The following is a 24434-nucleotide window of genomic DNA, read 5'->3' as shown; positions in this document are numbered from 1 at the left end:
GAGTGCGGCTCGGCGGTCAGGGCGAGGGAGAGGTGCCCGGCGGCTGCGCCCGGCGGGAAGCCGAGAAGGCTGCCACTCGAGGACAGACAAGCGTCAGGCGTGACAGGCACAGAAAGCTCCAAGCACCACAGGGATCGGTGCCGTCAGCAAATATCCACCCGTGAAGTCAACGCCCGACCGGCACGCGCGGCGGGCCCACATCACTCACAATGAGGGAGCCGCCCCCGCTCGTTGACCCGCCGCCTTGGTTAATCTGCTCGGGTGGCCACCGAACTGACCCTGTTGCCGCGTGTCGCCCTTCGTGGGCAGGAGGTCACCGCGCCCCGGCTCCGCGGCCTCCTCGCGCTGCTCGCGGGCGAGGTGCGCGCAGGCTGCGGCACCGAGCGGTTGGTGGCGGGGCTGTGGCCGGACGCGTTGCCGCAGCGGCCGGGGAAGGCGTTGCAGGTGCTCGTGTCCAGGGCGCGGGCGCAGCTGGGTGCCGACGTCATCGTGAGCACACCGACGGGGTACCGGCTCGACCTCGCCGAGGAGCAGGTCGACAGTTCCGCCGTGCTGCTGCATGCCGCTGCCTGCGCGGAGCGGGCAAGGGCCGGGGACCACGCGGCAGCGCTGGCCGCGGCCGAGGCGGGTCTCGCCCTGTGGGAGGGCGTCCCGGGCGGAGCGGCCGGCGGTCCTCCTGTCCAACTGGCCGGCGTCGCCGACCCCGTCGCCGCGTTGCGCGCCGAGCGTGCTCCCGTCCGCGACGCTCTCGTACGTGCGCGGGCGCTCGCGCTCGCCCGCCTCGCGCGGCATGCGGAGGCGGCAGGACCGCTATCCGTGGCCGCCGCCGAGCATCCGCGCGACGAGGAGGTGCTCGCGGAGCTGCTGCGCGGCGAGGCCGCGACGGCGGGTCCCTCCGCCGCGCTCGCGCGCTACGAGGCCTACCGCCGTGAGCTGCGTGACGCGCTCGGCACGGATCCCGGCGCCGGACTCAGGGCCGTGCAGCAGGAGTTGCTGCGCGGCGAGCCGGTGGTCCGGCACGGTGTGCCGCACGAGCCCAATCCGCTCCTCGGCCGGGAGGAGGACATCGCGGCCGTGGAACGGCTGTTGGGCGACTCCCGGGCCGTGACCGTCGTCGGTCCCGGCGGCCTCGGCAAGACCCGGCTCGCGCACGCCGTCAGCCGCCGCGCCGAGCAGAAGGTGGTGTGTTTCGTGCCGCTCGCCGCCGTCACCGCGGACGCGGACGTGGCCATGGAGGTGGCCACGGCGCTCGGTGCGGGCGAAGGGCGGCACGGCGTCGTGAGCGGGCACGCAGCGGCCGACCCGGTGTCCGGCATCCTCGGCGTGCTCGGCGCCGGGCCCGCCCTGCTGGTGCTCGACAACTGCGAGCAGGTCGTCCGGGGCGCCGCCGACCTCGTACAGGACTTGGTCGCGTCCTCGAAGGAGCTGCGGGTGCTCGCCACGAGCCGGGCCCCGCTGGACCTCACGTCGGAGGCCGTGTACGCGTTGCCGGCACTCGGTCCTGCCACTTCCGTCGAGCTGTTCACGCAGCGGGCACGGGCAGCCAGGTCCGGCGTGGAGCTGCCACCGCACGCCGTTGCCGACCTCTGCCGTCACCTCGACGGGCTGCCGCTCGCCGTGGAGCTGGCGGCGGCGCGGGTGCGGGTGATGTCGGTGCCGGAGATCGCGCGCCGGCTCGGCGACCGGTTCGCGCTGCTGCGCGGTGGGGCGCGGGACGTGCCGGAGCGCCACCGCACGCTCCACGCGGTCGTGGAGTGGAGCTGGAATCTGCTCGCGCCGGACGCCAGGGCCGCGCTGCGTACGCTGGCGGTCTTCCCCGGGAGCTTCTCCGGGGACGCGGCGGAGCATGTGCTCGGGGACGACGCGCTGCTGCTCGTCGAGCAGTTGGCCGGGCAGTCGCTGCTCACCGTCTTCGACACCCCGGCCGGCGTGCGCTTCCGAATGCTGGAGGTGGTACGGGAGTTCAGCGCTGTCCGCCGTGCGGAGGCCGGCGAGGAGGGCGAGGCCGTGGGCCGGTTCCTCGCCTGGGCACGGGACTTCGGGCTCGCGCAGCACGATGTGCTCTTCGGCCCGGAGCCCTCCCTCAGCTCCCGGCCGGGTGGGGGCGCACCCGTCGCCGCCCGGGAGCGGATCAGAACCGAGCAGGACAACCTCGTACGGGCCCTGCGGCACGCCCTCGCCCGTGCGGACGGTCCTACGATCGCCGCCCTCACCGCCGTGCTCGCCGCACTGTGGTCCACCGACTCCAACTACCCCCGCCTCGCCGCTCTCGCGGCCGACTCCGGCCCGCCGCTCTCGCACTACTACCCCGGGCCCGCGTACGTCGAAGTCGCGCGCACCGCCGCTGTGTTGTGCGCTGCGGGCCTCTTCATGAACTACGGCCCGCATGGCGTGCGCCAGCTCGTCACCCTCCGCCGGCTGCCCACGGCTCCGCCGGACACGCTGCCGCGCGCGACCGCGGCTGTCCTCAGCGCACTCCCCGAGATGCGCCCTCCCGACTACGCGGTGCTCCGAGCACTCTGCGACAGCGACCAGCCGCTGGTCGCCGGCGTCGCCGAGTGCGTGGCCACGTACATATGGGAGTACGAGCACGACATCGACGGCGCGCTCGCATCGGCTCGACGGATGCTCACCGCGCTCACCGCGGTCGACCAGCCGTCCCTGCGGCTCATGGGCCACTCGCGGCTGAGTGAACTGGCCCTGCGGATGGGGCACGGGGAGACCGCCTACGAGAACCTCAGGGCCGCACTGCAGGCGCTCCCGCGGATCGGTGACGAGCTCGACCACATCGGCATTCGCTCGGCTCTGGTCCTCGCCTGCCTGCAGCGCGGTGACCCGGACGAGGCCGAGTACTGGCTGCGGCAGACCGAGGGAGGCACCCCTGATGAGGACGCCTTCTACAGCCCCGACCTCGGCGGACGCGCGGAGATCGCCCTCACCCGTGGGCTGACGGAGGCGGGGCTCGGCCTGTGGCGCGGCGCGGTGGAGCGTACGGCCGAGGCGGGCTCGTTGTACGGCGGCGACCCGGGGCTAGACCCGTGGGCGCTGCAGATCCAGTCGGCGGCGGTGACGGCGCACGCGTACGCCGGCCGTCTCGATCTGGTCGCGGTCCAGGTCGACCGGTTGCGGGCGCGGCTGCGGGCACTGCTCGGTGGCCCGCCCCGCTCCCCCGTGGAGCTGCCTGTGCTCGGGACGGTGCTGCACGCGCTCGGCATGGCCGGGCTCGCGTCCGGCGACGCCTCCGCCGTACGCGTGATCGCGCTGGCCGAACGGCTGCGTGTGCCGCGCGAGTTCCAGCCGACGATGTCGGCGGGCCGCGCGCGGCAGGCGGCCGAGCACGCCGACCGGGCGGCGTACGCCGACGCGGTGTCGCGGTACGCGGCCCTGGATCGGGACGAGCTGTGGGAGGCGGTCCGCGCGCTTGCCTGACGCGGCAGCCGTTTCCTTCGGGGCGGACGGAACGCGCGCTGTTCCGGGGCGGGTCCCTACTTCGGGTCGCGGTTGAACAGGGACGTCGACCAGCGGTATCCGAGCGTGGCCAGGCCGAGACACCAGAGGATCGTGACCCACCCGTTGTTGCCGATCCCGCTGCCGAGCAGCAGCCCGCGCAGGGTCTCGATGGCGGGTGTGAACGGCTGGTACTCGGCGAACGGCCGGAACCACCCCGGCATCGCGTCGACCGGCACGAAGGCGCTCGAGATGAGCGGCAGGATCATCAGCGGCAGCGCGTTGTTGCTTGCCGCCTCGGCATTCGGGCTCGCCATCCCCATCCCGACCGCGATCCAGGTGAAGGCGAGCGCGACGAGCGAGAGCAGCCCGAACGCCGCGAGCCACTCCAGGACCGTGGCGTCGGTGGACCTGAACCCGATAGCCACGGCGACCGCGCCCACGAGCAGCACGCTGAGGATGGCCTGCAGCACGCTGCCGACGACGTGCCCGATGAGCACGGAGCCGCGGTGGATCGCCATCGCACGGAAGCGGGCGATGATGCCCTCGGTCATGTCCATGGAGACGGATACAGCGGTGCCGGCCGGGGTGGCACCGAGAGTCATCAGCAGGATGCCCGGCACGAGATAGGCGATGTAGTCCGACCGGTCGGCGCCGCCACCGCCGATGCCCGCGCTCATCACGTCGCCGAAGACGTAGACGAAGAGCAGCAGCAGGACGATCGGCGTCAGCAGGATGTTCAGGGTGAGGGAAGGGTAGCGCCGCGCGTGCAGGAGGTTGCGGCGCAGCATCGTGGACGAGTCGCGGACGGCGAGGGAGAAAGAGCTCATCGAAGGGACTCCATGGGCTGGTTGGGGAGTTGGGTGCTGCCGGTGAGGGCGAAGAAGACGTCGTCGAGGTCGGGGGTGTGCACGGTCAGTTCGTCGGCCTCGATGCCGGCCGAGTCGAGCCAGTCGAGGATGGAGCGCAGTTCGCGCTGGGTGCCGTCGCTGGGGATCTGCAGGGACAGCGTCCGGTCGTCGCGAGCGGCCTCGCGCAGGAGGGCCGCGGCCGACTGGTACGCCTCCGGGTCGGTGAAGCGCAGGCGTACGTGGCCGCCGGGGATGAGCCGCTTGAGTTCCTCGGCGGTGCCTTCGGCTGCGATCTTGCCGTTGCTCAACACCGCGATACGGTCGGCGAGTTCGTCGGCCTCTTCCAGGTACTGGGTGGTGAGAAAGACGGTCACCCCGCCGGAGACGAGTTCGCGGATGATGGCCCACATGTTGTGCCGGGAGCGGGGGTCGAGGCCGGTGGTGGGCTCGTCGAGAAAGATGATCCGCGGGCTGCCGACCAGCGTCATGGCGATGTCCAGACGCCGCTTCATACCGCCCGAGTAGGTGGCGGCAGGCTTCTTCGCGGCCTCGGTGAGATCGAACCGTTCGAGGAGTTCAGCGACGACGCGGCGGCCTTCCCCTCTGGGCAGGTGATGCAGGTCGGCCATGAGGAGCATGTTCTCCTCGCCGGTGATCAGACCGTCCACGGCGGAGAACTGACCGGTGACCCCGATCGCGGAACGCGCCCGGTCCGGTGAGGTGGCGATGTCGTGGCCGCCGACGTTCAAGGCTCCGGCATCGGCGGTGATGAGCGTGGAGAGGATCTTCACGGCGGTGGTCTTGCCCGCGCCGTTCGGCCCGAGCAGCGCGAACACGGTGCCGGCCGGCACCGTGAGATCGATGCCGTCCAGGACCGTCTTGTCACCGTAGGCCTTGCGCATCCCCGTGGCGGCGATGGCGAGCGAGGACGATGTCGTCGTTGTCGTCATGCCGCAGAGGCTGCGGCATGACGCATTCAGCGTGGTTTCAGGAGGGTTTCAGCCTCGGAGCCTCACTCGCCCCAGTAGGTGCCGTGGTGCGCGACGGCTTCGGACAGGGCCTTGGCGAAGGCGTCGTGATCGCGGGCGATCAGGCGGTGGAAGAGGGCGACGGGCTGGTAGTCGATCAGGTCCGAGAAGTCCTTCGGCGCATGGGTCAGGGACTCCGGGTGAGACGCCTTCATGGTGTCGAGCAGCTTGGCCACGACGTCGTCCATGGGGCGCTCGGACCAGTAGGTCTGCAGCGTGTCGATCCGGTGCAGCACGTACGCGTCGACCGAGTCGTCCTGCCGCAGCACCTCGAGCGGTACCTCGCACAGCCGGTCGGCCCTGGCCTGCTGCCGGCACGCGACCGCCACGTAGAAGGCGTCGAGCCAGGCGCTGGCGTCCGCGGGCGGCGCGGCCGGGGTCGCGGGCAGCTGCCGCACGTGCAGCCGGACGGTCGTCAGGGAGTGTCGCCGGACCAGTCCCAGCGGCGCCGTCGGTCACCAGGGCGTGGGTCGTACATCGCGCGCCCTCCGGCACCGAACTTCCCGAGTTCCGTGGGCAGGGCGACGCCGGTGTCCATCTCGCCCCTCGTCCAGCCGGTGATGTCGAGCAGGAGGCCATCCAGCGGCCCGCCGACCAGCTCGGCGTAGTCCCGTCCCGGCTGCGGGCCCTGCTGGGGGTCGTCATGGTCCTGGCCGTAGATCCGGCCGCGCAGCAACTCCTCGTCCCTGTCCATGCCCCCACACTCCCAGCCACCACTGACAATCGGGCTCCGCGGGCGTGGGCGCATGACAGCGCCGGAGCCTGCCCGGCATCCGCCGGCAGGCAGAGCTGCTGTGGCTGTCCGGGTCCCGCGGGGCTTCACTCGCCGCCCGGCAGCGGCAGCTCCGGATGGTGGCGCAAGGCCTCCAGTACGGCGCGTACCGCCGCGCGGGGCGGTGAGCCGCGGCGGATCGCCGCCGTGATGGAGCGCGTCACGGGAGTGGCGAGCTCCCTGGTGGCGACGCGGTAGCGGCGGTCGACCGCAAGGCCGGGCAGCAGCGCGATCGACAGTCCGGCCTCGACGTGCTGCAGGGTCATCATGTAGTTGCTGAACCGGCACACCACGCGCGGCTCGAAGCCCGACTGACGGCACAGGCGCAGCGCGAGATTGGCCATGTACGACTGCGGGATGTCGAACGACCACGACTCGTCCGCGTACGCCGCGAGGTCCACGGCGCCGCGGCCGGCCGCCGGATGCTCGGGCGGGACCACCAGCAGGATCGGGTCCATGGCCAGGGGAACGAGGTCGAGGTCCGGTCCGAGCGGCAGCTCGTCGAAGTCCGTGGTGGTGATGATGATGTCCGCGTCGCCGCCCCGCAGCGCTGGCATGCTCGCGTGCGGCTCCAGTTCGAGGAGTTCGACATCGAGGTGCGGATGCTCGCGGGCGAGGCGGCGCACCGCCGGCACGGCCATGGTGTGGATCGTGCTCTGGAACGCCCCGAGCCGTACCAGGCCGGCCGGTTCCTCGCCGAACCCGCGCAGCTCCGCCTCCACGCTGTTCATGTGGTCGAGGATCGCCCGCGCCCGGCGGGCGAGGATCAGCCCGGCCGGGGTCAGCCGCACCCGGCGTCCCGTCCGTTCGAGCAGCTGCGTACGCGTCTCGGTCTCGAGCACGGCGAGCTGCTGGGACACGCTCGACGGGCTCAGGTTGGCGGCCTGCGCGACCGCCCGGACGGTGCCCAGCGTGTCGAGCTGGCTCAGGAGCCGCAGCCTCCAGGGGTTCATCACGTACACGATTCTTGTACGGTTTTTCCGAACAGGAAAGCCGGAAACGTGAGATGGACGTGTCGCTCGGATGCCGCCTACCGTCGGCGGCATGACCGCTTCGACCACCGCACTGCCGTCCACCGACACCTTCTGGTCCGATGCCGAGAGGCATCTCGTGCGCTACGGCGGCGAGTTCACCCGCGAGATCATCGACAGCGCCGCCGGAAGCTTCGTGTTCACCGCGAGCGGCCGCAAGATCCTCGACTTCACCTCCGGCCAGATGAGCGCGATCCTGGGCCACTCGCACCCGGAGATCGTCGCGACCGTCCAGCGGCAGGTCGCGAACCTGGACCACCTCTTCAGCGGCATGCTCAGCCGCCCGGTGGTCGACCTCGCCCGGCGGCTCGCGGACACGCTGCCCGCGCCGCTGGAGAAGGCGCTGCTCCTGACGACCGGCGCCGAGTCCAACGAGGCCGCGATCCGGATGGCCAAGCTCGTCACCGGCAAGCACGAGATCGTCTCGTTCGCGCGGTCCTGGCACGGGATGACGCAGGCCGCGGCGTCCGCCACCTACAGCGCGGGACGCAAGGGGTACGGTCCCGGCGCTCCCGGCAACTTCGCCATTCCCGTGCCGAACGCGTACCGGCCCGACTTCACGACGGAAGACGGCTCGCTGGACTGGCGCCGGCAACTGGACTTCGCCTTCGACCTGATCGACGCCCAGTCGACCGGCAGCCTGGCCGCGTGCATCGTCGAACCGATTCTCAGCTCCGGCGGCATCATCGAACCGCCGGCCGGTTACTTCGCCGCACTGCGGGACAAGTGCCGGGAGCGCGGCATGCTGCTGATCCTCGACGAGGCGCAGACCGGCCTGTGCCGCACCGGGACGTGGTACGCGTTCGAGCGCGACGGCGTCGTCCCCGACATCCTCACGCTCTCCAAGACGCTGGGCGCGGGCCTGCCCCTGGCTGCCGTGGTGACCAGCGCCGAGATCGAGCAGGAGGCGCACGAGCGCGGCTTCCTGTTCTTCACCACGCATGTCGCCGACCCGCTGGTGGCCGCGGTCGGCAACACCGTCCTGGACGTCCTGACCCGCGACAGGCTCGACGAGCGCGCGCAGTCGCTCGGCGCGTTCCTCCACCAGGGCCTGACGGACATCGCCGCGCGGCACGCGGTGGTCGGCGACATCCGCGGCCGGGGCCTGCTGGCCGGGCTCGAACTCGTCGTCGACCGCGAGACCAAGCAGCACTCGAACGAGCTGGGCGCTCGGGTCACCCGGCGCTGCCTCGAACTCGGCCTGCACATGAACATCGTTCAACTCGCCAACATGGGCGGGGTGTTGCGGATGGCGCCGCCCCTGACCGCCACCGAGGACGAGCTGTCACTCGGCCTGACGATGCTCGACCAGGCGATCGGCGAAGCCTGCGCCTCTCTGTGAGGTTCAACCGTGCCGAGGGAGGCACTCCCCCGGCAGGTACCTAGTTGGTACCTTGGAGGTATGCCGTCTCTGAACGTGACTTTCACCGATGAGGAGCTCAAGGGTGTCCGCGCGGCCGCGGCGGCCGAGGGCAAGAGCCTCAAGCAGTATCTCCACGACCTCGGAGTCCGTGAGATGGAGCGCCAGAAGTTCGTCGCGGGCGCGTCCACCTGGGCCGACAGGCTGCGGGCCGAGTTCGACGCGGCCATCCCCGAGGAGATTCCGCCCTCCGCCCGGCACGAGGGGTCCACGGCCGCCTGATGGTTCTGTACGTAGACGTTTCCTGGCTCCTGGACGTGCAGGAGTTCGCGGTCGCCCCCGAGGACATGACGGTGTCGGACTACTCCGCGCTGGTCGCCGCGGTCGCACGCCACAAGACGAAGCTGCCGACCCTGGAGTCCGCCGACCCGGACGCCGCCTGGCGCGCCGCCGCACTGCTGCACACCATCGTGCGCCTGGAGCCGCTGCCCTACCGCAACAGCCTGTACGCGGCGTTAGTCGCTGCCCAGTACATGGACCAGTCGGGCGAGGGCATCGATCCGCCCTACGGTGCGTTGTCCGACCTCATCCGGAAGATCCGCGACAGCCGGATATCCGTCTACGCGGTCGCTGACCGGATCAGGTCCTGGAAGGTCTGAACCACCGCCGCCCTCACCCTTCGCCGTCCTGACGGGCGAACACGCTGCTCTTGAGCGAGGACAACAGGTGGGCGGTGTCGTCGTACACCTCGGCCGCTCCGGCCCGGGAGAGGTCGTCCCGGGGGATGCCGCCGCTGAGCACGGCCAAGGGCGTGACGCCCGCACGTCGTGCGGACTTCATGTCCCAGACCGAGTCGCCGACGAACACGCTGTCCCGCGCCTTCGCCCCGGCCAGGTCGAGCGCGTGGGTGACGGGCTCGGCGGCGGGTTTGCCTTCTTCGACGTCGTCGGCGCTCGCGGTCGCCGTGATGACGTCGTCCGCGTCGACGGCGGCGCGCAGCGCGTCGAGCTCGGCGCCGCCCGCGGACGTGGCGAGGACGACGGTCCACCCCTCACCCGCGAGAGCACGGAGCAGTCGCCCCGCGTCCTCGAACGCTTCGAGCCGGTCGAAGTGGGTGCCGTAGAGCGTCTTGTGCGCGGCGCTGATGGCGTCGTCCTGTCCCGGGTCGCGGTCGTCGCCGAGAACGTGTTCGATGAGGTCGGTGCCACCCAGGCCGATCGCGTGGTGCACGGCGCGCATCGGCACCCGATGACCGGCCTGCCGGAAGGCCTCCCACCAGGCCGTGACATGCAGGTAGTTGGTGTCGACGAGCGTTCCGTCGACGTCGAACAGGGCGGCACGCTTCACGAGGGCTCCATTCACGGTCATTCGTGGGGTTTCACTGGGGTTTCACCGTAATAGTCGTACGGGCGGCACGCATGGCCGGACGCCGCCGGGTCCGGGGCCCGCACCCGGGCCCCCACGGTGGCGCAATAGTGGCGGCCTGCCATTCCGCTTCACGGGTACCCGGCGCCTCGCTTCCCGCACGTCCCAACCGTTCGACCACCCTGGCACCGAGGAGACCCGGATGACGTTCCATCCCCGCGAACAGCGATGTGTTCCGCAGGAGCGGCGCAGGGGCACGGGCCGATGACCCGGCGTTCCCTGCTCTCCGGGGCACTGGTCGGCGTCGGATTCGCGGCGTTCATCGACGAGATGGTGTTCCATCAGCTGCTGCACTGGCACCACTTCTACGACAAGGCGTCGAGCGAGGCCGGCCTGGTCTCCGACGGCGTCTTCCATGCCTTCGGCTGGCTGGCGATGGTGGCGGGCCTGTTCCTGTACGCGGATCTGTGGCGCCGGGGCGCCCGCCACCTCACCGCCTGGTGGTCGGGCCTGTGTCTGGGGCTCGGCGGCTTCCAGCTGTACGACGGCACGTTCCAGCACAAGGCTCTGGAGCTGCACCAGATCCGCTACGGCGTGGAGCTGGCGCCGTACGACTGGACCTGGAACGTGATCGCCGTACTCTTCCTGCTCGCCGGAGCGCTGCTGCTGGTCCGGGCCCGTCGATGACGGCCGTGGTGCTTGCCGTGGCCGTGGGCTGTCTCGCTTATCTGGCGGCGGCCCGGCAGCTGCGTCGGCGCGGCGACCGCTGGCCGCGCCGGCGTGACGCGGCGGTCTGGGCGGGCGGTGCGGTACTCGTCGTCTCGGTCACCGCTTCGTGGGACGGATGGCCGCAGTTCACCGGGCACATGGCCGCGCATCTGGGCACCGGGATGATCGCGCCGTTGCTGTTCGTACTCGGACGGCCCGTGACGCTGGCGTTGCGGGCTCTGCCGGTGGGATCCCGACGGCGGCTTCTTTCCTGCCTGCGTTCCCGGCCCGCGGCCCTGCTCGTATGGCCGCCACTGGCCGCGCTGCTGCACATCGCCGGTCTTTGGGCGGTGTACCGCACGCCGCTCATGGCCGCCGCGCACCACCGACCATGGCTGGACACGCTGGTCAGCGTGCATCTCCTGGCCTCCGGCGCGCTGTTCGCCTTCGCCGTCCTGGCCCTCGACCCCGTGCGCCACCGCGCGGGATTCGCGCTGCGGGGCGGAGCCCTGCTCGCCACGTCGGCCGCGCACGGCATCCTGGCCAAGTCCCTCTACGCCGCGGGGCCGCCCGGCACCTCGTTCGCCGCCGCCGACCTGCAGCGGGCGTCATACGTCATGTACTACGGCGGTGACGTGGTCGGCATCGCGCTGGCCGTGCTCCTGTGCCACCAGTGGTACGCGGCCGAGGGCCGGGCCCTTGCCCGGGCCCGGCGCACCTCCGGTGGGGGAAGGGCAATGCCGACGTCGTCGTGACTGGGTACGCCCCGTAAATACGTACGCCCCGTACCGCTGCCGCGTACCGGGGGCCCCGAGGGGTACCCGGCATGCACCCCGTCCCCGGAACCCGGAGGTCACATGCTGTCCGAGACCGTCACCGTACCCAGCGGCGAGGGGGCACTCATCGGTGAACTGACCGTCCCGGACACGGTGTTCGGCGTCGCGGTCCTCGCCCACGTCAGCGGCAGTGCCCGGCACAACCCCCGCAGCCGATCCGTGGCCGGCACGCTCCACAATTCCGCGCTCGGGACGCTGCGCATCGACCTGCTCACCGCCGACGAGGCGGCCGCCGATCGGGCGACCGGCCGGCAGCACAGCGATGTCGAGCTCCTGACGCACCGGCTGGTCGCGTCCGTCGACTGGCTGGCCCCTCGCGTCTCCGATCTGCCGGTCGGCCTGTTCGGCGCGAACACGGGCGCGGCGGCCGCGCTCGGTGCCGCCGCCGCCAGGCCGGGCCTCGTGGACACGGTGGTCTGCCCCGACGGCCGCCCCGACCTGGCCGGAGACCATGTTCTCGGCCATGTGCACGCGCCGGTCCTGCTTCTCGTCGGAGGGCGCGACACCGAGGTCCTGCGGCTCAACAGGGAAGTGGCCAACCGGCTTCGCGTCCTGAGCCGGCTGCGCGTGATTCCCGACGCCACGCACCTGTTCGAGGAACCCGGAGCGTTGAACGAGGCCGCCACCGTGGCGGCTCGGTGGTTCGCCGGCATGGGGCAGGCGGAGATCTGAGCGGCCCGGCACAGCGAGAGGTCCGCCGCGCCATGGAGGGCGAGGCGGCCTCCCTTGGCGACCACCCGGACCACCCGTGACCCGGTCGCTTCACCTGCCCGGTGGGCGGGAGAGGATGATGAGGGACCGCGGGCCCACGCTCAGGGTCGTCTCGGCCTTGTGCTCCGTCTCGTCGGGCGGGCCGCCGGCTTCGTACGTGTCGAGCAGGGTGGTCCAGGACGAGCCGTAGGCGGCGTCGGGCAGCCGGAACTCCATCGGCTCCCAGAAGCAGTTGAACAGGACGAGGAACGAGTCGTCGACGACGGTACGGCCGACGCGGTCCCGTTCCGCGATGGCGTCGCCGTTGAGGAAGACGGCCACGGAGTGCGCGTCGGGCCGGTCCCAGTCCTCCGTCGTCATCTCCGCCGCGTCAGGCCGCAGCCACACCAGGTCCGGCAGCGGCTGCCCCTGATGCGTGACGGTGTCGCCCCGGAAGAAGCGGCGGCGGCGCAGGATCGGATGCTCGGTGCGCAGCGCCACCACCCGGCGGGTGAAGTCAAGGAGGTCCTCGCGCTCCTCGTCGAGGTCCCAGTCGATCCACGCCGTCTCGTTGTCCTGGCAGTACGCGTTGTTGTTGCCGAGCTGGGTGCGGCCGATCTCATCCCCGTGGCCGAGCATCGGAATGCCCTGGGACAGCATCAGCGTCGCCAGGAAGTTGCGCTGCTGGCGTGCGCGCAGGGCACGCACCTCGGGGTTGCGCGTGGGACCTTCCGCGCCGCAGTTCCAGGAGCGGTTGTCGCTCTCGCCGTCCCGGTTTCCCTCGCCGTTGGCCTCGTTGTGCTTGGTGTCGTACGAGACCAGGTCGCGCAGGGTGAATCCGTCGTGGGCGGTGATGAAGTTGACGCTGGCGCGCGGACGGCGCCGGTCGTGCTGGTAGAGGTCGGCGGATCCCGTCAGCCGTGAGGCGAACTCCGCGAGTGCCCCCTCGCCGCCGCGCCAGAACTCCCTGACACAGTCGCGGTACTTCCCGTTCCATTCGGACCACAGCGGCGGGAAGTTGCCGACCTGGTAGCCACCGTCACCGAGGTCCCACGGCTCGGCGATCAGTTTGACGCGGCTGATCACGGGGTCCTGCTGGATGAGGTCGAAGAAGGCGGAGAGCCGGTCCACCTCGTGGAACTGCCGGGCGAGGGTGGCGGCCAGGTCGAAGCGGAATCCGTCGACGTGACACTCGGTGACCCAGTAGCGCAGGGAGTCCATGATCAGCTGAAGGACGTTGGGGTGGCGCATCAGCAGGCTGTTGCCGGTCCCCGTGGTGTCGTAGTACCGGCTGAAGTCCTCGTCGGACAGCCGGTAGTAGGACGCGTTGTCGATGCCGCGGAAGGAGAGGGTGGGGCCGTTCTCGTTGCCCTCCGCGGTGTGGTTGTAGACCACGTCAAGGATCACTTCGAGGCCTGCCGCGTGCAGGGCCTTCACCATGGACTTGAACTCGGTGACCTGCTGCCCGAGTGTTCCGTGGGCAGCGTACGTGTGATGCGGCGCGAAGAATCCGATCGTGTTGTAGCCCCAGTAGTTGGACAGGCCCTTGTCGAGCAGGAACCCGTCCTGGACGTACTGGTGCACCGGCATCAGTTCGACCGCGGTGACCCCAAGGGAGGTCAGGTGGTCGATGACGGCCGGTGTGGCCAGGCCCGCGTAGGTGCCGCGGAGTTCTTCGGGGACGCCGGGGTGGGTGCGGCTCAGTCCGCGTACGTGCGTCTCGTAGATCACCGAGTCGGCGTAGGCGTGCGAGGGCGAGCTGTCCCCGGTCCAGTCGAAGGACGGATCGACGACGACACCGCACAGGGTGGCCGGTCCGGAGCCGTCGCGGGACGCAGCGCCACGAGCGGGCGCCTTCCGCCGCGGCCCGTCGTCGGCCAGGTCGTGGATCGCCCGCGCGTACGGATCGAGCAGGAACTTCTCCGGGTCGCAGCGATGCCCGGCGGTCGGCATCCAGGGGCCGTGCACCCGGTATCCGTACCGCCGGCCCGGCCCGACGTCGGGCAGGTAGCCGTGCCACACCGAGCCGTCGGCCTCCGCGAGCGTCACGGCCTGTTCGGTGCCGTCCGCGTCCAGGAGGACGAGGTCGACCTGCTCGGCCACCTCGCTGAAGAGGGCGAAGTTCGTCCCGTCACCGTCGTACGTGGCGCCGAGCGGAAAAGGTCGGCCGGTCCACACGCGCACAAGGTCTCCCGTCGTCGTCCCTGGTGTCCCTGGTTCGACCTTCGGGCATGCGGCGGGTGCGCGCCTTTCCGGGAGCGCACCCGCCGCACCTTCGCCGCCATGGTCCGGTCAGGCGGGTTCGGCGACCTCAAGGGGCGGTGTCGGCTCGGGCGTGCCCACGCCGACGGGCAGCGGTACGGCCCGGGGCAGGGGCCGCGCCTCGATCGTGATGGGCGCCGGGCCCTTGGGAACCAGCGGTTCGCGGACCTCGGTACGGCTGCGCAGCGAGAACCACACGATGTGCTTGTCGTCGGCGGTGCAGCGGCCCCACCCGTCACTGAGCGCCGCGATCTCGGCCAGGAAGTCCGGCTCCGCGCGATGCTCCCCCTCGGTGGCCGGGTCGCCGTGCGAGACCGCGGTGATCAGATGCTGCCCGGTCCACCAGGTCTCGATCGCGGTCCGGCCCGCGGAGGCGTTCCGTGCCGCCGGCTCCAGCAGGAGACCGAGACCTCGCGACACGTCCGGAACGAGCTGTTTGAGCCCCCAGTACCTCAGATGGGCGGCCAGGATGCGTCGGATCTGACCGACGCGTTCAGGCACCAGATCCACGTCGAGGTGGTAGTAGCGGGGCACTGCGTGGTGGTTCATCGTTCATGCTCCTCACCGCGGAGGCTCGCGCTCCGACGCTTCGGCAGAGCCGTTGTGTGCACAGAACGTGAGCGGTGTTCGCTCGAGAGTCAGCACCACTTTCACCCCCCTACTCCATTCGTGCAACACGAGCGTGATCGGTCGAGCGCGCTGCGTTCAACAGGACGCGGCGCGCTTCAGCTCGCACCATGGGGGAGGGAGTGAACCCGTTGTGACGGCTCGCTCCCCCTCCGTGAACGGCCCGCGAGCCCCGCCGGGACTCGCCGTCGCGGGGGCCCAGGAGGTCGAGTGCGATGCGGGCGCAGCGCGTCACAGAAGACGTTGACCGGCAACTGGTGAGGTACCGCGCATGGCAGCGCCGCTTCCTCGCCTCGCCCGGCGACCCCGCGGTGCGCGCCCAGTTCGAGGACGCCGTGGCCGCGCTGTGCGCGGTGACGAGCGAGCGCTGCGGCCGTGAGGCGGCCGAGGCCGCGGAACGCCCGCCGCGCGGCGGCCGAAACGGGTCGGCCGACGCGTGAGACGAAACCGCGAGGAACGAAGCCGCAAGGAACGAAGCCGAGACGTACTCCGAGACGAGCAACGCACCGGACGACCCACGGAGGTGGACAGCATGTCGGTGGACCCCAGCCACGTCCGCATCCCCATCGAGGATGTGCGGCCCTGTGTGCACGGCGGCCTGCGCCCGGCGAAGGCAGTCGTCGGCGAGGCCGTCGAGGTCACGGCTGTCGTGTTCGCCGAAGGCTCCGCCATGGTCGGCGCCGAGGCGGTCCTGTACGCGCCCGACGGCCGCGCCCCCCGGCGTCGTCGGCCCATGCGGGAGTCGGCGCCAGGGACGGACCGGTGGACCACCGACATCACCCCGGACGCGGTCGGCCACTGGTCGTTCACCGTCGTGGCCTGGACCGACCCCATGGCCGCCTGGCAGCGCGACGCGGTGATCAAGGTGCACGCCGACGTGGACACCGGGGTCACCCTCGATGACGGGGTCCTGCTCTTCGAGCGTGCCGTCGCCCAGGCTCCCGACGACACGACGCGCTCCACCCTGCAGACCGCGCTCGGTCTGCTGCGCGATGACACACGCACCCCCCTCGACCGCCTCGCGGCAGCCACGGCACCCGAGGTGCGCGCGCTCCTTTCGGCCCATCCCCTGCGCGAACGCCTCACCGAGAGCGCGCCGTTGCCGCTGCTGGTGGAGCGGGAGCGGGCGCTGTTCGGTTCCTGGTACGAGTTCTTCCCGCGCTCGGAGGGCGCCGTCGTCCGCGAGGGGCAGCCGCCGAAGTCGGGCACCTTCCGTACCGCCGCCGAGCGGCTTCCGGCCATCGCCGCGATGGGTTTCGACGTCGTCTACCTGCCGCCGATCCACCCCATCGGAACCACCTTCCGCAAGGGCCCCAACAACTCCCTGTCCCCCGGCCCGCACGACGTGGGCGTGCCCTGGGCCATCGGCTCCCCCGAGGGCGGCCACGACGCGGTCCACCCCGACCTGGGCACCCTGGCCGACTTCGACGCCTTCGTACGCCGCGCCAAGGACCTGCACCTCGAAGTCGCCCTGGACTTCGCCCTGCAGTGCTCCCCCGACCACCCCTGGGTCAACAAACACCCCGAGTGGTTCCAGCACCGCGCCGACGGCTCCATCGCCTACGCGGAGAACCCGCCCAAGAAGTACCAGGACATCTACCCCCTGGCCTTCGACCGCGACATGCCCGGCCTGATCACCGAGACCGTACGCCTGCTGCGGTTCTGGATGGACCACGGCGTACGCATCTTCCGCGTCGACAACCCGCACACCAAACCGGTCACCTTCTGGGAGCAGGTCCTGGCCGACATCAACCGCACCGACCCCGACGTCATCTTCCTGGCGGAGGCCTTCACCCGCCCGGCCATGATGCGCACCCTCGCCGCCATCGGCTTCCAGCAGTCCTACACGTACTTCACCTGGCGCAACACCAAGGACGAACTCACCTCGTACGTACAGGAGTTGGCCAGTGAGACGGCCGCTTGCATGCGGCCGAACTTCTTCGTCAACACCCCCGACATCCTGCCCGAGTTCCTCCAGAACGGCGGCCGCCCCGCCTTCGAGCTGCGCGCCGTACTGGCCGCGACCCTAGCGCCGACGTGGGGTCTCTACAGCGGATACGAGCTCTGCGAGAACACGCCTCTCCAACCGGGCGGCGAGGACTATCTGGACTCCGAGAAGTACCAACTTCGGCCCCGCGACTGGGAGTCGGCGGAAAGCGCGGGCACCACCATCGCACCGCTGATCACCACGCTCAACACGATCCGTCGACGCCATCCGGCGCTGCACCGGCTGCGCAACGTGCACTTCCACCCCGTGGACAACGACCAGGTGATCGCGTACAGCCGCCATGAGCCCGGCGACACGGTGCTGGTGGTCGTGAACCTCGACCCGCACCACACCCAGGAGGCGACCGTACGCCTCGACCCCACGCGTCTGAACATCGCGCCCGGCTCTTCCTTCCGCGTGCGCGACGAACTGAGCGACACGACGTACACGTGGGGCGAGGTCATATACGTCCGTCTGACACCGGGCGTTTCCCCCGCGCACGTATGCGCGGTCGAGTGAGGAAGCACGCGCCATCAGCCGTGCGGCAACGGAGGATGCATGACCGTCAACAAGCCTGTGTCCGACCTGTTCGAGGACACGCCCGCCAAGGACCGCGATCCCGAGTGGTTCAAGCGCGCCGTCTTCTACGAGGTCCTTGTCCGCTCCTTCCACGACAGTGACGGCGACGGCATCGGCGACCTCAAGGGCATCACCGCCAAGCTGGACTATCTGCAGTGGCTCGGCGTCGACTGCCTGTGGCTGCCGCCGTTCTTCACCTCACCACTGCGCGACGGCGGATACGACGTGGCCAACTACGTCGCCGTCCTGCCCGAGTTCGGCGATCTCGGGGATTTCGTGGAGTTCGTGGACTCCGCGCATCAGCGGGGCATGCGCGTGATCATCGACTTCGTGATGAACCACACCAGCGACCAGCACCCGTGGTTCCAGGCCTCACGCACCGACCCCGATGGCCCCTACGGCGACTACTACGTCTGGGCCGACGACGACAAGCAATACCAAGACGCACGCATCATCTTCGTCGACACCGAAGCCTCCAACTGGACCTTCGACCCCGTCCGCAAACAGTACTTCTGGCACCGCTTCTTCTCCCACCAGCCCGACCTCAACTACGAGAACCCGGCCGTCCAGGAAGAAATCATCTCCGCCCTGCGCTTCTGGCTCGACCTCGGCATCGACGGCTTCCGCCTGGACGCCGTCCCCTACCTCTTCGCCGAAGAGGGCACCAACTGCGAAAACCTCCCCCGCTCCCACGCCCTCCTCAAACGCGTCCGCGCCGAAATCGACGCCCACTACCCCGACACCGTCCTCCTCGCCGAAGCCAACCAATGGCCCGAAGACGTCGTCGACTACTTCGGCGACTTCAAAGACGGCGGCGACGAATGCCACATGGCCTTCCACTTCCCCGTCATGCCCCGCATCTTCATGGCCGTCCGCCGCGAATCCCGCTACCCCGTCTCCGAAATCCTCGCCAAAACCCCCGCCATCCCCGCCGGCTGCCAATGGGGCATCTTCCTGCGCAACCACGACGAGCTCACCCTCGAAATGGTCACCGACGAAGAACGCGACTACATGTACGCGGAATACGCCAAAGACCCCCGCATGCGCGCCAACATCGGCATCCGCCGCCGCCTGGCCACCCTCCTGGACAACGACCGCAACCAGATCGAACTCTTCACCGCACTCCTGCTCTCCCTGCCCGGCTCACCGATCCTCTACTACGGCGACGAGATCGGCATGGGCGACAACATCTGGCTCGGCGACCGCGACGCCGTCCGCACCCCCATGCAATGGACCCCCGACCGCAACGCGGGCTTCTCCTCCTGCGACCCCGGACGCCTCTTCCTCCCCACGATCATGGACCCCGTCTACGGCTACCAAGTCACCAACGTAGAAGCCTCCATGTCATCACCCTCCTCACTCCTGCACTGGACCCGCAGGATGATCGAGATCCGCAAACAGAACCCCGCCTTCGGACTCGGCTCGTACCTCGAGCTCTCCTCCTCCAACGCCGCCGTCCTCGCCTTCCTGCGCGAATACAACGACGACCTGGTCCTGTGCGTGCACAACTTCTCCCGCTTCCCACAGCCCACCGAGCTCGACCTCCGGGCCTACGACGGCCGCAACCCCGTCGAGCTCATCGGCGGGGTGCGCTTCCCCGCCATCGGCGAACTTCCCTATCTCCTGACCCTCGCCGGCCACGGCTCCTACTGGTTCCGACTCTGCGAAAGAGCGCCTCGGACCGTGCGTTCCACAAAGTGATCGGACGTGACGTCATGTCTTCGCCTCTGCTGCTGTCGTACGACACCGAGCCTCATCCCATCGCCGGGCCGACGCTGACGGCTCTGCTGAGCCGCTGGCTGCCACGGCAACGATGGTTCGCTCACCGGGAGCGTGCCGTCACCGGCGTCTCCGTGACGGCCGCGACGGAGCTGGCCCCCGACATCTTTCATCTGCTGGTGCGGGTCGAACAGGACGGCCTCCCCCAGGACTCCGCCTGCTACCAGCTGCTGCTGGGCGCCGTCACCGACCTGCCGCCCCGCCTGAACGGCTGCCTCCTCGGCCGCATGGAGGGTCCGCGCGGCCAGGGCCTCCAGGTCTACGACGCGCTGTACGACCCTCGGGCCACGATCCTGCTCCTCGACCGGATCAGGCGCGGCGGCGTCACGGGAGCGCTCCGCTTCGAGTCGTTCCCCAGGTCCTCGGTACCCGCGGGTCTCATGCCCCATGTCCTGGAGGCAGAGCAGTCGAACACGTCCATCGTGTACGGCGACGAGATCATCCTGAAGCTGTTCCGCCGGGTCCAGCCCGGCATCAACCCCGATCTGGAGATTCCCGGGGTCCTGGCCCGGCACGGGTACACCCGCGTGCCCCCACCGGTCGCGTGGTTCCACACATCCCAGCCGTTCTGGGGCACGCTCGGTGTCGTGCAGCGCTTCCTCCGCGGAGCGACGGACGGCTGGGCCCTGGCCCTGGAATCGGCGGTCGGCCAGGGTGACTTCTCCGAGCAGGCCAGGGAACTGGGCCGGTTGACGGGCGAGTTGCACGTGGCGCTCGCCGAGTCGTTCCCCGTGGGCGAGCCGACCGCGGAGCACCACACGCGCCTTGCCGACCAGATGACACACCGGTTGCTGCACGCCGCGGCCACCGTGCCCGCGCTGCGCTCGCATGTGGCGGGCGTGCGCGAGGTCTTCATCAAGCTCGCCACCACGGACGGCGGTCTGCACCTGCAGCGCATCCACGGCGATCTCCATCTGGGCCAGGTGCTGCACGCCGACGGCCGGTGGCACGTGGTCGACTTCGAGGGCGAGCCCGCCAAACCGCTGGCGGAACGGCGCGCCGATCGCTCCCCGATCCACGACATCGCCGGCATGCTGCGCTCCTTCGACTACGCCGCCCACGTCGAGAAGGGGGCGCGGCCGGAATGGGCGGCACGCTGCCGCAAGGCCTTCTGCGACGGATACGGCGACACGGGTCTCTTCGATCCGCAGGACGTCCCGGTACTTCTGCACGCACACGAAGCCGACCGGGCCGTCTACGAGGTCCTCTACGAAGCGACGCACCGCCCCGACTGGATCACCGTCCCCCTGCGGGCCGTCGCACGTCTCGCCCGCCACCACTGAGCGCCCGCCACCCTGATCGCCCGCCCACGGTTCGAGGAGCAGCACACATGGCCGTCACCGACGTGTCCCCCGCCGCAACAGCCGACACAGCGACCGCAGCCGTCCGCGCGACCGCGGCCGTCCGCGGCGCGTGCGCGGTGCCTCCACTGGCCGCCGGCGACCGGGACCGGCTGCTGCGCGGCGCGCACCACGACCCGCACGCCGTGCTCGGTGCGCATCCCGTGCCCCACGGGGTGCATCTACGGTGCCTGCGGCCCGGTGCGAAGGCGGTGTCCGCCGTCATGGACGGCCTCGTGTGGGAGCTGCACGACGAGGGAGACGGCCTGTTCTCGGGCGGCATCCCGGTCGTCCAGGGACCCGCGCCCTACAGGCTGCGCGTGCGGTACCCCGAGGCCGTCCTGGAGGTGGAGGATCCCTACGGGTTCCTTCCCACCCTGGGCGAGCTGGATCTGCATCTCATCTCCGAAGGGCGCCACGAGGAGCTCTGGACGGCGCTCGGCGCGCACGTGGGAGAGCACCAAGGGGTGCAGGGCACGCGGTTCGCCGTGTGGGCCCCGAACGCGCGCGGCGTGCGGATCTGCGGCGACTTCTGTCACTGGGACGGAACCGCGCTGCCCATGCGGTCCCTCGGGTCGTCGGGCGTGTGGGAGCTCTTCGTACCCGGACTGGGCGAAGGGGCGATGTACAAGTTCGAGATCACCCGGGAAGACGGTTCGCGTACGCAGCGCGCGGACCCGATGGCGCGCCGCACGCAGACCCCGCCCGCGACGGCCTCCGTCGTGACGAGCAGCCACCATGAGTGGGGCGATGCCCAGTGGATGGAGCGCCGGGGTGACCGCCCGGTCCACGAGGCGCCGATGTCCGTGTACGAGGTCCACCTCGGATCGTGGAAACAGGGAGCCACCTACCGTGAACTGGCCGATGAACTCGTTTCCTACGTACGGGAGTTGGGATTCACCCACGTCGAGCTGATGCCGGTCGCCGAGCACCCCTTCGGCGGCTCCTGGGGCTACCAGGTCACCGGCTTCTACGCCCCCACGGCACGTTTCGGACCTCCCGACGACTTCAAGTACCTGATCGACACGCTGCACCAGGCCGGGATCGGCGTCCTCCTGGACTGGGTCCCCGGCCATTTCCCTCGCGACGACTGGGCACTGGCCTCGTTCGACGGCCGCCATTTGTACGAGCCGCAGGACCCGCGGCAGGCGGAGCACCCCGACTGGGGCACCCTCGTGTTCGACTACGGCCGCAAGGAGGTCCGCAACTTCCTTGTCGCCAACGCCACTTACTGGTGCGAGGAGTTCCACATCGACGGGCTCCGGGTCGACGCCGTCGCCTCCATGCTCTACCTGGACTACTCCCGCGAGGAGGGGGGCTGGTCGCCCAACGCCCACGGGGGGCGGGAGAACCTGGACGCGGTGGCCTTCCTCCAGGAGATGAACGCGACGGTCTACCGCCGCTGCCCCGGCGTCGTCACCATCGCCGAGGAGTCCACCGCCTGGGACGGGGTCACCCGGCCCACGGACCGGCCTGGCGCGGGCGGGTTCGGCGGCCTTGGGTTCGGGCTGAAGTGGAACATGGGCTGGTCGCACGACTCGCTGGCCTACATCTCCCACGAGCCCGTGCACCGCAAGTATCACCATGACGAGATGACGTTCTCGATGGTGTACGCCTACAGCGAGAACTACGTCCTGCCTCTCTCGCACGACGAGGTCGTGCACGGAAAGCAGGCGTTGGTGTCGAAGATGCCGGGCGACTGGTGGCAGCAGCGCGCCAACCACCGCGCCTATCTCGCCTACATGTGGTCCCACCCCGGCAAGCAACTCCTCTTCATGGGGCAGGAGTTCGCGCAGGGCGCCGAGTGGTCGGAGGCCGAGGGGCCTCAATGGTGGGTGCTCGAGGAGAATCACCCTGCCCACCTGGAACACCGCGCGGTCCAGCGTCTCGTGGCCGACCTGAACCACCGTTACGTCGCGACACCCTCCCTGTGGGAGCGTGACACCTCCCCGTCGGGCTTCACCTGGATCACCGCCGACGCCGCCGAGGACAATGTCTTCGCCTTCCTGCGCCACGCCTCCGACGGCAGCCCGCTCCTGGCCGTCTTCAACTTCTCGCCGGTGGTACGCCACGACTACCGGCTCGGCGTGCCCCCCGAGGCGGGCGACGCCTGGGAGGAGATCCTCAACACCGACGCGTCGCGCTACGGCGGCAGCGGCGTCGAAAACGGAAGCCCGTGCAGCCCGGACCCCCAGCCCCACCACGGTTTCGCGACGTCCCTCGCGTTGACGCTTCCCCCGCTGGCGGCTCTCTGGCTGAGGCCGATCAAGTCCGCGTGAGGGGGCCGCTCTGCCCTTGCGGGTCCTCGCTCAGGAACTCCGCGACCAGTTCCGGCGGGTTGGCGGCGCGGGTCAGGGCGAACGTCTCGTCCGGGTCGGACAGGTCGTAGAGGATGACCGGCAGGGGCCGTCCGAGCGCGCTGACGAGGCGACCTTCGGCGTGGAGTTGGCGCGCCACGTCGGCGCAGACTTCGTGGAACTCTAGTGGTCAACAGCTCTTCTCCTCCGCCGTGTCAGGTCAAGCGCACAGCAGCCCCAGCCCGAAGGGCTCTACCGTTCGGTGACCACGGTGTTCACTGCCCCGAGCCGGAGGTCGAGATCCGCACCCGGTGGATGCCGTGGTCGGAGTCGGCGGAGTCGGCGGACAGGAACGTTGCCAGGGCCTGGGCCTCTTCGGTGACCGCGGTGTGCTCCGGGCGGGTGAAGCGGGCCAGTGGGGTGACCGTCACGGTTTTTTCCTCCACGGTCCACGTGGCGGCGACCCTTCCGTCGACCAGGACGACACGTGCTCCGGCGACCGACAGGCCTCGGTGGGCGTCGTCGATGATCCGGCTGCGGTCGTGGTAGCCGAGGATGGCATTGTCGAACGCCGGCAGGAACCGCACCGGAGCGGGTGTGTCGGGGTCAGGGCGCGGTGCGTCGGGGAGGTCGAGGAGTTCCCGGCCCCGCTCGTCCCGGAAGGTGATCAGCTCATCGCGCAGTGCGGCGACAGCGGCCGACAGCCCGGCGAGTCCGCACCAGGCGCGCAGGTCGGCCGACGCGGCGGGGCCGAAGGCGGCCAGATAGCGCCGCAGCAGTGCCTGTCCCACGGGGTCGGAGCCGTCCGATGAGGGAGGGACGACCTCGCGCTCCAGCCAGGACGCCAGCGAGAGGTACCGAACTCCCGCCTTCGTCCGCCACAGTCCGCGCGGCGGCAGCTGCACCACGGGAACGACGGCCAAGAGCATCTCCCCCAGGGCCCGCGGCCCTGGCTCCGGCCAGCGTTCGGCGAGCGCACGAGCGAGCTGGGTCATCGAGCGCGGCTCACCGTCGGCCATGACCTCGCGGCCCGCCGCCGCGAGCTCGTCGTGGTCCGTCCCGTCGAGTTCGCCGCGGTAGACACCGAGTACGCGTTGACGCAGCATCGTGTCGTGTCGGGCGCGCCAGGCCAGGGCGTCGTCGGCGGTGACGAGGTGCATGGTGCGGCGCATGAGGTGGGTGCGCACCACGCGCCGCCGTACGAGGTGGTCCGAGAGCTCCGTCGGGTCGAACGCCCGCAGCCGAGACCAGAGGCCGAAGAACGGCTCCTGCGGTTCCTGCGCCTGCAGACCGCCGAGATGTGCGACGGCGTCGAGTGCCGGTACGTCGGCACGCTCGAGGAGCAGCTGCCGGGCGAGCGTCGCGCGGTTGAGCGCCCGGTGGTCGAGAACGGTCATGGGCGGCCTCCTGCGGCGTGCTCGGACCAGTAGCGGTTTCATGGTGGACCCGCGAGGGATGTCCCCGTGGCCGGCGTG

The 24434-nt window shown here is 70.4% G+C and carries 22 protein-coding genes; 12 read left to right on the top strand and 10 right to left on the bottom strand.

The features are described from left to right. Nucleotides 1-261: 261 nt before the first annotated feature. Nucleotides 262-3429 (top strand): BTAD domain-containing putative transcriptional regulator, encoded by a 3168-nt coding sequence (locus ABXJ52_RS35765; RefSeq protein WP_367048111.1) that lies wholly within the window; start codon nucleotides 262-264, stop codon nucleotides 3427-3429. A gap of 56 nt (nucleotides 3430-3485) precedes the next feature. On the opposite strand, the gene ABXJ52_RS35760 is transcribed toward ABXJ52_RS35765, so the two are convergent. From ABXJ52_RS35760 to ABXJ52_RS35740, 5 genes are all read right to left on the bottom strand, one after another. After that, nucleotides 3486-4277, bottom strand: a complete 792-nt coding sequence (locus ABXJ52_RS35760; RefSeq protein WP_367048109.1) for an ABC transporter permease — start codon at nucleotides 4275-4277, stop codon at nucleotides 3486-3488. Further along, nucleotides 4274-5248 carry an ATP-binding cassette domain-containing protein gene (locus tag ABXJ52_RS35755; protein ID WP_367048107.1) on the bottom strand — a complete coding sequence of 325 codons (975 nt, stop codon included), beginning with the start codon at nucleotides 5246-5248 and terminating at the stop codon, nucleotides 4274-4276. The genes ABXJ52_RS35760 and ABXJ52_RS35755 overlap by 4 nt, the downstream gene beginning before the upstream one ends. A gap of 62 nt (nucleotides 5249-5310) precedes the next feature. Then, a complete protein-coding gene (locus tag ABXJ52_RS35750) occupies nucleotides 5311-5724 on the bottom strand; it encodes an immunity 49 family protein (RefSeq protein WP_367048105.1) in 414 nt (137 codons plus the stop codon). A gap of 17 nt (nucleotides 5725-5741) precedes the next feature. Beyond that, on the bottom strand, nucleotides 5742-6020 hold the full coding sequence (locus ABXJ52_RS35745; RefSeq protein ID WP_367048103.1) for a hypothetical protein: 279 nt from the start codon (nucleotides 6018-6020) through the stop codon (nucleotides 5742-5744). Between the two features lie 125 nt (nucleotides 6021-6145). Continuing rightward, on the bottom strand, nucleotides 6146-7051 hold the full coding sequence (locus tag ABXJ52_RS35740; RefSeq protein WP_367048101.1) for a LysR family transcriptional regulator: 906 nt from the start codon (nucleotides 7049-7051) through the stop codon (nucleotides 6146-6148). Between the two features lie 91 nt (nucleotides 7052-7142). Here ABXJ52_RS35740 and ABXJ52_RS35735 point away from each other — a divergent pair, with 91 nt between their 5' ends. Genes ABXJ52_RS35735 through ABXJ52_RS35725 form a run of 3 tightly spaced genes read left to right on the top strand, consistent with a single transcriptional unit; the run spans nucleotide 7143 to nucleotide 9148 of the window. Next, the gene (locus ABXJ52_RS35735) at nucleotides 7143-8471 is read left to right on the top strand and encodes an aspartate aminotransferase family protein (RefSeq protein ID WP_367048100.1); all 1329 of its coding nucleotides are present in this window, start codon (nucleotides 7143-7145) and stop codon (nucleotides 8469-8471) included. 60 nt (nucleotides 8472-8531) lie between these two features. Beyond that, nucleotides 8532-8771, top strand: coding sequence for a hypothetical protein (locus tag ABXJ52_RS35730; RefSeq protein WP_367048098.1), 240 nt, complete (start codon nucleotides 8532-8534; stop codon nucleotides 8769-8771). Further along, nucleotides 8771-9148 carry a toxin Doc gene (locus ABXJ52_RS35725; protein WP_367048096.1) on the top strand — a complete coding sequence of 126 codons (378 nt, stop codon included), beginning with the start codon at nucleotides 8771-8773 and terminating at the stop codon, nucleotides 9146-9148. Before ABXJ52_RS35730 ends, ABXJ52_RS35725 begins: the two co-directional genes overlap by 1 nt. Nucleotides 9149-9161: 13 nt before the next feature. Here ABXJ52_RS35725 and ABXJ52_RS35720 read toward each other — a convergent pair whose 3' ends face one another. Beyond that, complete coding sequence (locus ABXJ52_RS35720) at nucleotides 9162-9836, bottom strand: HAD family hydrolase (protein ID WP_367048095.1); 675 nt, start codon at nucleotides 9834-9836, stop codon at nucleotides 9162-9164. Nucleotides 9837-10118: 282 nt separating this feature from the next. Between ABXJ52_RS35720 and ABXJ52_RS35715 the strand changes: the two genes are divergently transcribed. The 3 genes from ABXJ52_RS35715 (at nucleotide 10119) to ABXJ52_RS35705 (ending at nucleotide 12070) form a co-directional block, all read left to right on the top strand. Then, nucleotides 10119-10541, top strand: coding sequence for a DUF2243 domain-containing protein (locus tag ABXJ52_RS35715; RefSeq protein WP_367048093.1), 423 nt, complete (start codon nucleotides 10119-10121; stop codon nucleotides 10539-10541). After that, nucleotides 10538-11317 carry a cytochrome c oxidase assembly protein gene (locus ABXJ52_RS35710; RefSeq protein ID WP_367048092.1) on the top strand — a complete coding sequence of 260 codons (780 nt, stop codon included), beginning with the start codon at nucleotides 10538-10540 and terminating at the stop codon, nucleotides 11315-11317. Before ABXJ52_RS35715 ends, ABXJ52_RS35710 begins: the two co-directional genes overlap by 4 nt. A gap of 102 nt (nucleotides 11318-11419) precedes the next feature. Further along, a complete protein-coding gene (locus ABXJ52_RS35705; RefSeq protein ID WP_367048091.1) occupies nucleotides 11420-12070 on the top strand; it encodes a hydrolase in 651 nt (216 codons plus the stop codon). Between the two features lie 90 nt (nucleotides 12071-12160). Here the strand turns inward: ABXJ52_RS35705 and glgX are convergent, their stop codons facing one another. Further along, on the bottom strand, nucleotides 12161-14272 hold the full coding sequence (gene glgX, locus ABXJ52_RS35700; RefSeq protein WP_367048090.1) for a glycogen debranching protein GlgX: 2112 nt from the start codon (nucleotides 14270-14272) through the stop codon (nucleotides 12161-12163). A gap of 108 nt (nucleotides 14273-14380) precedes the next feature. Continuing rightward, nucleotides 14381-14899 carry a pep a2 gene (locus ABXJ52_RS35695; RefSeq protein ID WP_367048089.1) on the bottom strand — a complete coding sequence of 173 codons (519 nt, stop codon included), beginning with the start codon at nucleotides 14897-14899 and terminating at the stop codon, nucleotides 14381-14383. Nucleotides 14900-15192: 293 nt separating this feature from the next. Here ABXJ52_RS35695 and ABXJ52_RS35690 point away from each other — a divergent pair, with 293 nt between their 5' ends. The 5 genes from ABXJ52_RS35690 (at nucleotide 15193) to glgB (ending at nucleotide 22941) form a co-directional block, all read left to right on the top strand. Next, nucleotides 15193-15417: a DUF5133 domain-containing protein gene (locus ABXJ52_RS35690; protein WP_367048087.1), complete on the top strand. Its 225-nt coding sequence runs from the start codon at nucleotides 15193-15195 to the stop codon at nucleotides 15415-15417. 92 nt (nucleotides 15418-15509) lie between these two features. Next, a complete protein-coding gene (locus tag ABXJ52_RS35685) occupies nucleotides 15510-17483 on the top strand; it encodes an alpha-1,4-glucan--maltose-1-phosphate maltosyltransferase (protein WP_367048086.1) in 1974 nt (657 codons plus the stop codon). 39 nt (nucleotides 17484-17522) lie between these two features. Beyond that, entirely contained in the window at nucleotides 17523-19244 is a 1722-nt protein-coding gene (gene treS / locus ABXJ52_RS35680; RefSeq protein WP_367048084.1) for a maltose alpha-D-glucosyltransferase, read from the top strand. A gap of 14 nt (nucleotides 19245-19258) precedes the next feature. Further along, nucleotides 19259-20605: a maltokinase gene (locus ABXJ52_RS35675; protein ID WP_367048083.1), complete on the top strand. Its 1347-nt coding sequence runs from the start codon at nucleotides 19259-19261 to the stop codon at nucleotides 20603-20605. A 47-nt stretch (nucleotides 20606-20652) separates the two neighbouring features. Then, on the top strand, nucleotides 20653-22941 hold the full coding sequence (glgB, locus tag ABXJ52_RS35670; protein ID WP_367048082.1) for a 1,4-alpha-glucan branching enzyme: 2289 nt from the start codon (nucleotides 20653-20655) through the stop codon (nucleotides 22939-22941). Here the strand turns inward: glgB and ABXJ52_RS35665 are convergent. Further along, the gene (locus ABXJ52_RS35665; RefSeq protein WP_367048080.1) at nucleotides 22928-23119 is read right to left on the bottom strand and encodes a hypothetical protein; all 192 of its coding nucleotides are present in this window, start codon (nucleotides 23117-23119) and stop codon (nucleotides 22928-22930) included. The two genes, glgB and ABXJ52_RS35665, sit on opposite strands and share 14 nt — an antisense overlap. Nucleotides 23120-23234: 115 nt before the next feature. Continuing rightward, entirely contained in the window at nucleotides 23235-24356 is a 1122-nt protein-coding gene (locus ABXJ52_RS35660) for a winged helix DNA-binding domain-containing protein (protein WP_367048078.1), read from the bottom strand. Between the last annotated feature and the right edge of the window lie 78 nt (nucleotides 24357-24434).

The organism is Streptomyces sp. Je 1-332 (assembly GCF_040730185.1).
Classification (GTDB): Bacteria; Actinomycetota; Actinomycetes; order Streptomycetales; family Streptomycetaceae; genus Streptomyces.
This window is presented reverse-complemented; position numbering and strand designations above follow the sequence as displayed.

Coding starts and splice junctions, on each gene's coding strand:
- treS (WP_367048084.1), top strand. CDS start 17,523: ATGACCGTCAACAAGCCTGTGTCCGACCTGTTCGAGGACACGCCCGCC.
- ABXJ52_RS35675 (WP_367048083.1), top strand. CDS start 19,259: ATGTCTTCGCCTCTGCTGCTGTCGTACGACACCGAGCCTCATCCCATC.
- ABXJ52_RS35710 (WP_367048092.1), top strand. CDS start 10,538: ATGACGGCCGTGGTGCTTGCCGTGGCCGTGGGCTGTCTCGCTTATCTG.
- ABXJ52_RS35730 (WP_367048098.1), top strand. CDS start 8,532: ATGCCGTCTCTGAACGTGACTTTCACCGATGAGGAGCTCAAGGGTGTC.
- ABXJ52_RS35690 (WP_367048087.1), top strand. CDS start 15,193: ATGCGGGCGCAGCGCGTCACAGAAGACGTTGACCGGCAACTGGTGAGG.
- ABXJ52_RS35745 (WP_367048103.1), bottom strand. CDS start 6,020: ATGGACAGGGACGAGGAGTTGCTGCGCGGCCGGATCTACGGCCAGGAC.
- ABXJ52_RS35695 (WP_367048089.1), bottom strand. CDS start 14,899: ATGAACCACCACGCAGTGCCCCGCTACTACCACCTCGACGTGGATCTG.
- glgB (WP_367048082.1), top strand. CDS start 20,653: ATGGCCGTCACCGACGTGTCCCCCGCCGCAACAGCCGACACAGCGACC.
- ABXJ52_RS35725 (WP_367048096.1), top strand. CDS start 8,771: ATGGTTCTGTACGTAGACGTTTCCTGGCTCCTGGACGTGCAGGAGTTC.
- ABXJ52_RS35660 (WP_367048078.1), bottom strand. CDS start 24,356: ATGACCGTTCTCGACCACCGGGCGCTCAACCGCGCGACGCTCGCCCGG.
- ABXJ52_RS35760 (WP_367048109.1), bottom strand. CDS start 4,277: ATGAGCTCTTTCTCCCTCGCCGTCCGCGACTCGTCCACGATGCTGCGC.
- ABXJ52_RS35705 (WP_367048091.1), top strand. CDS start 11,420: ATGCTGTCCGAGACCGTCACCGTACCCAGCGGCGAGGGGGCACTCATC.
- ABXJ52_RS35755 (WP_367048107.1), bottom strand. CDS start 5,248: ATGACGACAACGACGACATCGTCCTCGCTCGCCATCGCCGCCACGGGG.
- ABXJ52_RS35740 (WP_367048101.1), bottom strand. CDS start 7,051: ATGAACCCCTGGAGGCTGCGGCTCCTGAGCCAGCTCGACACGCTGGGC.
- ABXJ52_RS35715 (WP_367048093.1), top strand. CDS start 10,119: ATGACCCGGCGTTCCCTGCTCTCCGGGGCACTGGTCGGCGTCGGATTC.
- ABXJ52_RS35685 (WP_367048086.1), top strand. CDS start 15,510: ATGTCGGTGGACCCCAGCCACGTCCGCATCCCCATCGAGGATGTGCGG.
- ABXJ52_RS35735 (WP_367048100.1), top strand. CDS start 7,143: ATGACCGCTTCGACCACCGCACTGCCGTCCACCGACACCTTCTGGTCC.